General features: G+C 46.3%; 3 protein-coding genes and 3 pseudogenes. 3 read left to right on the top strand and 3 right to left on the bottom strand.

Annotated features, from left to right (window positions below):
- The first annotated feature begins 3 nt into the window (after positions 1-3).
- Positions 4-1,264: pseudogene (locus tag F3I15_RS11855) on the top strand (ISL3 family transposase).
- A 104-nt stretch (positions 1,265-1,368) separates the two neighbouring features.
- Here F3I15_RS11855 and F3I15_RS11850 read toward each other — a convergent pair.
- A complete protein-coding gene (locus F3I15_RS11850) occupies positions 1,369-2,346 on the bottom strand; it encodes a nuclease (RefSeq protein WP_223810709.1) in 978 nt (325 codons plus the stop codon).
- A gap of 10 nt (positions 2,347-2,356) precedes the next feature.
- Positions 2,357-3,388 (bottom strand): annotated as a pseudogene (locus F3I15_RS11845) (restriction endonuclease subunit S); the annotation flags it as partial.
- Positions 3,389-3,799: 411 nt separating this feature from the next.
- On the opposite strand from F3I15_RS11845, the gene F3I15_RS11840 reads away from it, so the two are divergent.
- A protein-coding gene (locus tag F3I15_RS11840) for an IS3 family transposase (protein WP_150018048.1) occupies positions 3,800-4,968 on the top strand; the annotation gives its coding sequence in 2 pieces (ribosomal slippage) (positions 3,800-4,049 and positions 4,049-4,968; 1,170 coding nt in all).
- A gap of 8 nt (positions 4,969-4,976) precedes the next feature.
- Here the strand turns inward: F3I15_RS11840 and hsdR are convergent.
- Positions 4,977-6,035 (bottom strand): annotated as a pseudogene (gene hsdR / locus F3I15_RS11835) (EcoAI/FtnUII family type I restriction enzme subunit R); the annotation flags it as partial.
- A 419-nt stretch (positions 6,036-6,454) separates the two neighbouring features.
- Here hsdR and hhe point away from each other — a divergent pair.
- Positions 6,455-12,136: a DUF4011 domain-containing anti-phage protein Hhe gene (gene hhe, locus F3I15_RS11830; protein WP_150018047.1), complete on the top strand. Its 5,682-nt coding sequence runs from the start codon at positions 6,455-6,457 to the stop codon at positions 12,134-12,136.
- Positions 12,137-12,490 lie beyond the last annotated feature (354 nt).

The raw sequence follows: 12,490 nt of genomic DNA, 5'->3' as shown, positions 1-12,490 counted from the left end.
CCGATGCTTGACCTGCTGAATCTGCCAGGCATCAAGCCGGTCGATATGCGCCACGAAAGCAAGTGCCTTGTGATAGTTGCTGAGCCGGTAACGGTCGAGGTGCCGTTATGTGGGGACTGCAACACTCCTATGCACAAACACGGCACGCGCAAAAACAAGTTCATGGACACGCCGTTGTACATGGAGCCCGTCCGCCTTGAAGTTCAGCGCCCGCGCTTTCGCTGTGAGTCGTGCGGCAAAATGTCCATGCCGGAGTTGAGTTTTCTGGATGACAAACGCCGAGCCACCAAACGGCTGGTCGATGTCATTCGGCAACAGTGCCTGGGAACCACCTTCCATGCTTTAGCCGAGCAAACCGGTGTGGCGGTGAACACCGTCAAGAACATCGCTCACGATCTCATTGAGGAACTCTCCCAAACCGTTCGTTACGAAACCCCGGTCATCATGGGTATCGACGAAGTGAACCTGGCCGGTGGGTATCGCTGTGTAATCACCAACCTGGCAACCAACAACGTCTTTGATATGTTGGAGCATCGTACTCAAGAGCACCTGAAGCCCTTCTTCAAGGATTTGCCGGATGCTGACAAGGTGGAATGGGTCTGTACGGATATGTGGCGACCCTTCAAGCGTTCCTTTGCTCAGTATCTGCCCAACGCCAAACTGGTGATCGACAAGTTCCATGTCGTCAAGATGGCCTCTGAAGCCTTGGAAGCGGAGCGCAAGAACTATCAGGCACAGTTAAGCAAAGAAGATCGGATTTACGTCAAAAAGTCCATTCGCTGGCTCACCCTGAAGCGGCCCGGCAACCTGACGCCCGCAGAGCAAAAGGCGCTGGAGGTTGTAAAGCAGGCGATCCCAGAACTTGCCGTGGCCTATGACTTCAAGGAAACCTTCTTCTGCATCTACGACGAACCCGACAAGCAGAGCGCTCAGAACGCCTTTGAGGCTTGGGAGAACAGCCTGCCGCCTTATGGCATGNAAAAAACTGGTGAAAACGGTACACAACCATTACGACGACATCTTTGCCTACTGGGATGCGCCGTTCTCAATCACCAATGGGTATACCGAAGGGCTCAACGGCTTGATCAAGATGTCCAACCGGTTAGGTCGGGGTTACAGCTATGACATCATCCGTGCAAAGACGTTGTACTCCAAAGAAGCCCGCAAGGTCGGCAGTGGTATTCGAGCAGGACGAGGCAAGGTCGAGTATGGGCCGCACATTCCGACATTGTTGAGGCAGGCAGAAGGTGGAGAGTTGGATTAACGCGAGAGAGGGCGCGTCTGAGAATCCAACCAATGTTAGATTCTCGCAGGGTGGTAAAAAACAGAAAAATCCAACCAGAAGCAGCTTTTTTGTCCAACTAAGAATCAAGGGTTAGAATGGATGAATTCCAACCCTTGAATGCAAATAGCCGATTTATCGGGATCATCTGAGTTATCACGATAAAGGTCTCCATGCTTAAGCACGTCCATCGCGAGTTTTTCACCAGCCTCAGTATTGATTGTAAAGCTGCTGGCCGGCTCAACGGCACTTTGCACAATACCGACGCCTACATAACCTGTTTTTGGGATGTTAACCCAGACGCGTTGACCGGGCTGAAGCTGTTTTAAGGTCTGGCTGTACCAGCTTCCGCCACCGGCACTGATAAACCCGTAACGTCGCGCCTCTTCCCAGTTACGACTATTTGAGTCACCGAACGAGACATAGAACTCTCCGTTCCAGGGTTCTTTTGATTGGGCACTCGTACCTGCAGTGGCCTGAGAAGCGTTAGTTTGCGTCTCGCTGGGATCGAGAAGCCAGGCGCGACTTAAAAACTGCTCGTCCCCGTGCTGAAAGACTTTGAAGAACAGCACGTTAATAGAGATACCATTTTTGCTTAGATAGTCGACAATGCGTTCGGTGGACGGATCCAGTTCCGCCGCTACGATAATGATTTGATGTGACTGGTTAATAGACTCTTCTTCTAACTCAGTATTGAAACGTTGTTTAAAGGCGTCACCCAGATTACCGCCGCCAGAGAATTTTTCATAAATTTGTGACAGGCGGTCTGCGGTTAAATCGTCTACCCATGAAGCGTAATCCAGCGCCTGAGCGACTACCTCGCGCGGTGTGCGGTCGCGTTTCAGCTCTATCAGGATTAGCGAGGCATCAGGCGCTATCGCCAGCAGATCAATACGCCCCTTATCGAGCGTATTTTCCTGATGACCGATAATCATCCACTGATCTGAAAGAATGGTTGGGTCGTTCAAGATCATTCTTTCCAGCAAACTCTCGCTGGCCAGTTTGCTGATAGTCAGTGGCTGGGGGGTATCACCTACCCGCCAGATAGCATGATGAACCGGCATCGTCTGTTCCTTAGCTTAGCGCTGCGTCTGTGAGTACATTCGCCAGGTGTAGCTGGGTTTGCTGGGCTGATTGCAGTTGGGATTTTAGGCCGTCGCAAAGATTCAAAAGTGACATGTATTGATCTAAAATTCTACTTGACTCACTAATTGGAGGTAATGCAATAAAACATCCGCGAAGCTGAGTTTTATTTATTGACGCCAAATTTGTTGTTTGCTTGCTAGCACTCGCGAAATACTTTCGTGAAACCGATGAGTTCATAAATATTTCAACCCATTTGACATTCAACTCATTCATAATCGGTCTGGCTTTAAAAACATGGTTTTGATTAGCCATGTAAAATGAAGAGTCAGTCCAGACAGCAGTTCTTCCAACAGTATCCCAGTCACCGCCTTCTGTAATTAATAGATCATTTACTTTAACTTGATACTTGTCTTTTTCATCAGCAGGAATATCTATTTTTTTAATTTCCGATAAATCGAGATATCCCCGTTGAACATTTGCTACACGCAGATATGGTACTGAAATCAATTCTCTACCTACAAGGTTCCTACCTTTAGTTATACCACTTTGGATATCAACAGTATCTTCAAAGCGATACCACTCCCACCCTTCCGGCAACTCAAAAGGCTTTTCTTCGTCACTCACTGGCGGCAAAGGTTTTTGTTTTTTAATTTTACCTTCTTTCACCAGTTGCGCTTTTTCCTGCTCAATACGTTTAAGCAGTTCAGATGCAGGTTCATCGTTCGGATCCTGCGGCACCAGTTTACCCATCACCGCCAGTTGCAGAATGGTTTGCTTAAGTGCATCGATACTGGCTTCGGTGGTGAACAGCGTATCGAAATGCTGGCTGATTCGCGTCCAGTTTTCGGCTAATTCTTCAGCATTTTTGCTGTCGGTGAGTGTTGCCAGCAACGTTTCAACCAGCTGTGAATGTGCTTCCAGACTGGTCAGGGATTGCTGCTCCAGTTGGTCACAAAGGGACATGAGTTCATTTACTTTTTGAACGATATTTATTTGCTCATTCACAGGAGCTAGAGGTGTTAACGCATTTATTGCTTTATCAGTACCTAACCTTGGCATATTCATGCCATGTGTTGATTCGTTAGCGTATCTAATGAAATCAGGGGATTTTAGTAATATGCTCAGATATTCTGAAGTAATTCCGTTGAATGGTCTGACGGGAATTATCTCAGTGGTGCAAACGCCATCATCATCAGCAATAAATACTTTATTTAAATATGGGCGTAACTTTCCATATAGTACGTCCCCGCATGAAAATCTATTTTTTGAGCTTTTGAATGGGCGTTCGGCAAAAGTAACTCTATTTAAAAGTCTAGATGTTTCTTTTTCAATATCTTCGAGTTCAACAATCCATGTGTTTGAAGTGGTTTACTGAATTTGGCCACCTGAACAGAGGTGATATGCTCACCTCAGAACAATATAGGTGCACCAATGAAACGAAGAAATTTTAGTCCTGAATTCAAACGCGAATCCGCTCAGCTGGTTGTCGATCAAAACTACACCGTCTCTGATGCCGCTAAGGCTATGGATGTCGGTCTTTCCACGATGACAAAATGGGTCAAGCAACTGCGTGAAGAGCGTCAGGGCAAAACACCAAAAGCCTCTCCGATAACACCAGAACAAATCGAAATACGTGAGCTGAAGAAAAAGCTACAACGTATTGAAATGGAAAACGATATTCTAAAAAAGGCTACCGCGCTCTTGATGTCAGACTCCCTGAACAGTTCTCGTTAATCGGGAAACTCAGGGCGCGTTATTCAGTGGCCTCTCTCTGCCACGTGTTCGGGGTTCATCGCAGCAGCTACAAATACTGGCAAAACCGTCCTGAAAAACCAGACGGCATGCGGGCTGTATTACGAAGCCAGGTGCTGGAGCTGCATAACATCAGCCACGGTTCAGCCGGAGCAAGGAGCATCGCCACAATGGCAACCCAGAGAGGCTACCAGATGGGGCGCTGGCTCGCTGGCAGACTCATGAAAGAGCTGGGGCTGGTCAGTTGTCAGCAGCCGACTCACCGGTATAAGCGTGGGGGGCATGAGCACGTTGCTATCCCGAATCATCTTGAGCGACAGTTCGCCGTAACAGAGCCAAACCAGGTGTGGTGCGGTGATGTGACCTATATCTGGACTGGTAAACGCTGGGCGTACCTCGCCGTTGTCCTCGACCTATTCGCAAGAAAACCAGTGGGCTGGGCAATGTCGTTCTCGCCGGACAGCAGGCTCACCATGAAAGCGCTGGAAATGGCATGGGAAACTCGCGGTAAGCCCATGGGGTTAATGTTCCACAGCGATCAGGGCAGTCATTATACGAGCAGGCAGTTCCGGCAGTTACTGTGGCGATACCGAATCAAGCAGAGTATGAGCCGGCGCGGAAACTGCTGGGATAATAGCCCAATGGAGCGCTTCTTCAGGAGCCTGAAGAACGAATGGGTGCCGATGACGGGCTACGTAAGCTTCAGCGAAGCAGCTCACGCTATAACGGACTATATCGTTGGGTATTACAGCGCGCTCAGGCCGCATGAATATAACTGTGGGTTACCACCAAACGAATCGGAAAACCGATACTGGAAAAACTCTAACGCGGTGGCCAGTTTTAGTTGACCACTTCAAAGGAAGCCATCTTCAATGCCTTGTTTAAGCGAATAGGTATAAACCGGCTCACCGAAATAGTCCGTATTTGAGACCTCATGAGTCTCTTTCGGCGTCGCCGTTAAACCGACCTGAGTCGCACTACTAAAATATTCCAGAATCTCGCGCCAGGCACTGTCTTCAGCGGCGCTGCCGCGATGACATTCGTCAATGATGATCAGATCGAAGAAGTCACGCGCAACCTGCTTATACGCTTTTTCATGCTCTTCTGTTCCTGTCATTGCCTGATACAGCGCCAGATGGATTTCGTAAGCGGGATCGACAGTGCGGCCAGTGATTTTGGTCATTGCCTGACCAAAAGGCTGGAAATCGTTGGTACGGGTTTGATCAACAAGAATGTTGCGATCGGCAAGGAACAGAATGCGTTTCTTGTGCCTGCCTTTCCATAACCGCCAGATAATCTGGAAGGCGGTGTAGGTTTTGCCGGTACCGGTTGCCATCACTAATAAGATGCGGTTCTGGCCTGCTGAGATAGCCTCAAGCGTTTTATTGATTGCCTGAAGCTGATAATAGCGCGGCGATTTACCGGAGCCGTCGTCATAGTAGTCCTGCGTAATAACAGGCAGCTGTGCGGCGGTATAGCCTTTCCAGAGACAGAACTTCTCCCATAACTCAGCAGGCGTTGGAAACTCTTCAAGTATAATCTCTCGTTCCAGCTGATCGGGGTTCGTTTTGTCGTGAAATATGAAGCCATCGCCATTTGAGGCAAAGACGAAAGGAACCTCTAACAAGGCGGCATAACCCAGTCCCTGCTGCATCCCTTTGCCGATTTCATGCTTGTTTGCTTTCGCTTCGATCACTGCCAGCGGTAAACCTGGCTTATGGTAAAGCACTATATCTGCTGATTTGACTTTCTGACGGGATGCCAGTTTACCCCGCACAACTACCTTGCCATCACGTAACTTCACCTCCTGGCGAATTTGCGTCATATCATCCCATCCAGCCTTCTTGACCGCAGGCAGAATAAATTTAGTTACGATATCGGTTTCAGTCAGTTGAGCTTTGTTCACGCCAGCCATAGCATTTCCAGTCAGATAAATGTGAAGGAAGATGGACCGATTTTTGCACAAATAACGTGCTTCGTTAATGCCTTTAGCCAAGAAAATCAGAGCGGTGAGATCTTTAACCTTACTAAGTCAAATATGCAGCTTGGTGCTTTTTGTTAAACCTTCCTTATTGATTATTCTCTTGTGTTCATCACTGCTCAGAGTATGATTTTGCTATCCCGATGCTTACCGGTTGGGTTTCCCAGATAAAAAGGAAGCCTGTCTCCCGGTAAGGTCTGTCTCTGAATTCACTATCTTTAGTAATAAAAAACAGAACTCGTCACGATAGACATAATGACTTTAAGTGGCACGGCTTTTATTCCTGACAGACATTGAAAACAGACAGGTTGGTGAGTTCTTTTAATCTTTTGCTATGATCTACAGGGTTTGATATGGCGGAACACTCTTCTTCAATCGATGACAAATCTCAAGGTTATATCCTTAAATCACTTGAGGATATGCGGCGTAAATTGCTGGATTTGACTTCACGAAACCGGCTATTAAATTTTCCGGTTAACCAAAAGCACTCTTCATTACGTATCATCAATGAGCTGCCAGATCAGCTATTTCAAACCCTCAGGTCAGAACAGGTCATGCAGTTCGCTCCTGTTCCGGATCCGACCAAAGCACAGTTACAGCATTTTGGTTATCTGGAGAAAAATGCCTCTTCAGCAGAAGAGAAAGCAACGAAATCCTTACCCGATGCGAAAACCTGGGCTGGAAAATTGGGTATCAATACCAGCTATGAGTTGCTGAGTAGCGCTCAAAACAATATCTCATCAGAAGATTATGAGCTGGTAATCAAAGCAAGAGATGTCATCCTTGAGCATCTGCAAGAAAACGGGGGCTCTTTAGCAGGCATCAGAAGTACTGAGGCTAACTCTGGCCTTCCAGGCGAACATCTGGATGTTCTTCTTACCCGGCTTGGCTACAAAGATATCGGTGAGTTTGAGCGCGATACGAAAGCGGGCAAGCCGTTGCGTAAACCATCAGTTCAGGCATCCCTGACCGATGACCAAATTCAGACACTTTACTATCCAGCCGAGCTGGAAGCCGTGTTGCGCTCTATCCATGGTAAGGCGCAGGTCGCAATTGAAGAGACGGGGGCCGGTATTCTCTATTTGTCCCTTGGCTTTCTGGAATGGTATGAAAGCGAAGATTCAGATAAGGCTCGACTTGCTCCACTCTTTACTGTTCCGGTGACGCTTGAGAAAGGTAAGCTCGATCCACAGGCCGGCCTCTATCGTTACCACTTACGTTATACCGGGGAAGACATTATCCCTAATTTGTCGCTGCATGAAAAATTACAGGGCGATTTTGGTATTGCTTTGCCCAGCCTTGATGACGAGATGTTACCTGAAGCTTACTTCAAACAAATACAGGCAATCATCGAAAAGAATAAGCCGCGCTGGAAAGTGCGTCGCTACGGAGCATTGAGCTTATTAAACTTCAGCAAGATGCTGATGTATCTGGATCTTGATCCAGAGCGTTGGCCTCAAGGCAGTCAAAACTTACTGAATCATGAAGTGATCAAACGCCTTTTTACATCTCAGGCAGGAAATAATTCGAATACAGGAAGCTTGTCCAGGGAGTATTCGATAGATACTCTCGATAACATTCATGAAAAATTTCCGCTTATTTATGATGCCGATAGTTCGCAGCATAGCGCTCTGATTGATGCTGTAAACGGCGAAAATTTGGTAATCGAAGGACCACCAGGGACGGGTAAATCACAAACAATAACGAACCTTATTGCCGCTGCGATGCTAAATGGTAAAAAGGTTCTCTTTGTTGCGGAAAAGCTCGCTGCGCTAGAGGTGGTAAAACACAGGCTCGATAAGGCGGGATTAGGTGATTTTTGTCTGGAACTTCACAGTCATAAATCGCATAAGCGTAAGGTTTTAGAGGATATTCAGAAAAGGCTGCATAATCCGTCATTGCAAAAAACGCCTGCGCAAATTGACGCAGAGATTTCACGCTATGAAGATTTAAAGAGTCAGTTAAACAGTTACGCTCAGGAAATTAATGAGATCTGGAGGCATACCGAGCTTACTGTTCACCAGATTTTGACCGGGGCGACACGCTATCGACGCGAACTGGGTATCGATCCAACTCAACTGCATATAGAAAACCTTTCCGGGCAGAAATTGAATCGCGTGGCGCAGTTAAGACTACGTGACCAAATCAAAGAGTTTAAAGATGTCGTTGTGGAATTTCGTCAACAGGTCGGTGAGCAGGCTGAACTATTGGAGCATCCTTGGTATGGCATCAATAACGTCGATATCCAGCTTTTCGACAGTGATAGAATTGTTTCAGTTCTGAATGAATGGAATGTAGCGCTAATCTCATGGCAGCAGGCACTCTCAGATTTTCTAAATCAGTATTCGATTGTTACTGCCAACCATGACGAAATGAGCTGGCAGACTCAGTTAGTTGAGTTGTCCGGTCGACTTCCGGATCTGCCCGCTGAAGCTGATTTTCAGGCTTACGCTAGGCTTGATGACAATAAGGTTGAACATTTAAAAAATTGGTTGATGGATTTCAATGTCGTTCAGGCTGATTATCGTCATATGGCTGACTACCTGATGCCTGAAAAATTGCGTCTCCTTGAGGAAGGGACTTCTGCGCCTGACTTCCCGAATATCGCTAAAACGTTTGGTCTGGATAGCGTGACCACGCTTGCTGATGTCGTACGTCTGATTCGTAGTTTAGAGCAAATGCATACTTCTTTTGAATCAGATCGTGAGCATCTTTCCGCACTACTTGAATCTTTACCATCTTCTGTTTCCGAAAGATTTCCTGTTACTCCGCAAGGTTTTAGTCAAATAGCGACATTTATTTATGTTGCATTTGAGCTACCTGGCGATTTAGTTAAATACAGACATGAAAGGTTCGATGATGATGGTATCGAGCCGCTGATCGAAGAGTTAAGCCAGCGGTTGACATCGTTACAGACCTTGCGCGACCAGTTAAAGTCACGCTTTGTACTGAATAAAGTAACTGATGATGAACAGCTGAAGACTATTGAAAGCAGCTTGCACGACTCTGGCTTGTTCAGCTGGTTAAGCGGCTCATGGCGACAAGCCAAAAATACGCTAATCGGCTTATCCAGCGAACCTAATACAAAATGGAAAACGCTTTATGATGAACTGCCCAGGCTTCGTCAGTATGCTCAAGAACTAGCTGAGTTTGAGGCACGTAATTTTAGCCAAATTTTCGGTGAGCTTTATCAAGGATTAGAAACCGAGCCGAGCCAGATGCGGCAGCTTCGAGACTGGTATAGCAAAGTGCGTAGTGTCTGGGGGATCGGCTTCGGCGCTAACGTTGCCATAGGCAGCGCTTTACTCACTTTGGATAGCCAGATTTTCAAAGGCATCCAGCAGTTAAAACATCAAGGTGTAGATACTCAAATCTCGCAGCATCTCACCAAACTGAAAGAGTATGAGAAAACTATCCCGTCAAACGTTTTATTTCCTGAAAACGTTCAAACACTGACCGGTGACACAAATATTTTTTCACCTCTTATAGCGAACCTTAAGGATGCACTGTTTCCAATACAGCAATGGTTTACAGCTGAGCAACTTACTTTGGAGACAGTAAATGAAAAGGTCGTCATCTTGCATCAAATACAAGAAAAGCAGAGTGCTATAAGTGAAGATACCTTGCCTGGCGATATTTTTTCGATAGCCAATGAAATAGCTTTTGGAGCAAGTGAAGATAACACGCGTCTTCTAAATGTGATGAGTGAAACTATTACTTTTACAGAACAAATGCGTGAAGAAATCCACAATTCTGATTTGGCTGATGCAATCAAAAAGTTATCCGGCGGCGATGAGTACCGAAGCCTACAACAGCATTTAAACACCCTTGAGCACAAGTGGGGAATTCAAACAGACCGGCAAGTGAATTTTGCACAGGAGACTCATCTTGATATTGTGCAATGGCAGCAACGATGCCAGGATCGTCTCTCCGCATTAATAGAGCGTAATAAAGAAGCTATATCTAAACCTCGATGGTTAAATGGTTGGCTTAATTTTACCCGAGTATCTAAAGCTATTGAAAGTAACGGGCTACAGCGTATCCGTGATGCGATCATGAGCCATACACTTGCAATTGAACACATTGATACCGGCTTGCAGATGGCTATTTTCGATCAGCTGGCGCGCGAAGTTGCATCTGAACGTCCGCATCTTCTGCGGGTATCGGGTAATAGCCGGAGCGCCATGCAGAAAACATTTCGTGACTATGACAAGGCGCTTCAGAAACTGCAGCGTGAACGTATCGCAGCCGTTATTGCGAGAAACCCGGTTCCCCAAGGTGCATCAGGGGGAAGAAAAGCAGACTATACGGAAATGGCTCTTATCAGAAACGAGACTGGCAAGAAGACGAGGCATGTTCCGATTCGTCAACTTATTAATCGAGCCGGTCGCGCACTGCTCCAGTTGAAGCCCTGTTTTATGATGGGGCCAATGTCTGCGGCTAATTACCTTCAACCGGGTGACATTGAATTTGATCTTGTTGTGATGGATGAAGCTTCACAGGTTAAGCCTGAGGATGCGTTGGGAGTTATCGCGCGCGGTAAGCAAATTGTCGTAGTTGGTGACCCTAAACAGCTTCCGCCAACCAGCTTCTTTGATCGTGCAGGCATTGATGATGATGACGAAGACACCGCTGCAGTAAGTCAGACTGACAGTATTCTTGATGCCTCTTTGCCGCTTTTCAAAATGCGCCGTTTAAGATGGCATTATCGTTCTCAGCACGAGAGCCTGATCGCCTACTCTAACCGTCATTTTTATAACAGTGATTTAGTGGTTTTCCCATCACCTAACGCTCATGCTCCAGAGTATGGCGTTAAATTCAGCTTCGTTAAAAACGGCCGTTTTATTAATCAGCATAATATTGAAGAAGCTCGAGTTATTGCCAAAGCTGTGGCTTTACATGCAATTCATTCACCTGAGGAGTCTTTGGGGATCGTAGCCATGAACTCAAAGCAGCGTGAACAAATTGAACGAGCCATTGACGAAATGTGTCGTGAAGACTCTCAAGCTGAGGCGGCTATCGATCGATTAAGAACGAAAAGCGATGCACTCTTTGTTAAGAACCTCGAAAACGTTCAGGGCGATGAGCGTGATGTCATCTTTATTTCGTTTACTTATGGGCCGGGTGAGGCCGATGGCAAAGTATATCAACGCTTTGGCCCTATCAACTCAGATGTCGGCTGGCGTCGCTTGAACGTTCTTTTCACTCGTTCCAAAAAAAGGATGCATGTTTTCAGCTCAATGCGAGCGGAAGATGTTCAGGTAACAGAAACATCTAAGCGTGGCGTTCAGGCCTTACGCGGCTTTTTGCACTTTGCTGAAAAGGGCAACATGGATGGGCTTTCTCAGATTACCGGAAAAGCGCCGGATAGTGATTTTGAAGTAGCCGTTATTACAGCGCTGGAAAGTGCTGGCTTCCGTTGTGAACCTCAGGTCGGGGTAGCCGGATTCTTTATTGATATTGCGGTTCGTGATCCCGGTAAGCAGGGACGTTATTTAATGGGGATTGAGTGCGATGGTGCAACTTACCATTCTGCTAAGTCCGCTCGTGACAGGGATCGCTTACGGCAGGATGTGTTAGAGGGACTGGGATGGCGGATTCGTCGTATATGGTCCACAGATTGGTTTAGTAATCCTGAAGAGATTTTGGAACCTATTATTCGTGAATTACATCAATTAAAAACCACAGTTCCTGAACATGAATATTCTGAAGAGCAGGCTATCGAACAGTTAGTTGTTGAAGAACATGAAGTCAGTACGGATGTATCAGCTTTTAGCGATAGTGCCGAGCCGCTTAGATTGCGGCTTGAACGTTTTGCCAGAGAGGTGATAGACATAGAGTGTCCCTATATTGCAGATGAAAATAAATTGCTACGCCCTGCTATGATTGAAGCTTTAGTTGAGCATCAGCCGCTGTCACGCTCTGAGTTTGTAGAGCGTATACCTAAATATCTGCGTGAAGCGACCGAAAGCAAGATGGGTAAGACTTATTTAGATAGAGTTTTGTCTATCATTGACGGAGAAGGATTAGAGTAAAATTTTACAGTGAGGCAAGGAAGCCTCTTGTAACTTATCTGCATCCGGTTTTTATAAAGGTTATACATTTTTTAAGAATGCTTGATCATTACGTTGTTTACCATTTGGTGGTTTTTATCACTGTTTCGGTGATCAGTTTTGTGATCACATTTTCACACTAATCCCTACCAAAAAATCACATCCAGGGCTTGATCAACATTGGATCAAAAAGCCTTGTAGGAAAGTTAAAGAGATACTGTCTGGCCGTCGTGACGTTTATGGGCGCATTGGATCATTTCTCTTGCCCGATTAAATGACTTTTTTGCCTNTTTCCATTAAAGGAATTTCTCATTCTGCCGATTCAACGATGAGTGC

This window comes from Pantoea sp. M_9 (assembly GCF_008631385.1).
In the GTDB taxonomy this organism is placed as follows: domain Bacteria; phylum Pseudomonadota; class Gammaproteobacteria; order Enterobacterales; family Enterobacteriaceae; genus Pantoea; species Pantoea eucrina.
Note: the sequence above shows the minus strand (reverse complement) of the source record. Positions and strands in the feature narration are given on the sequence as shown.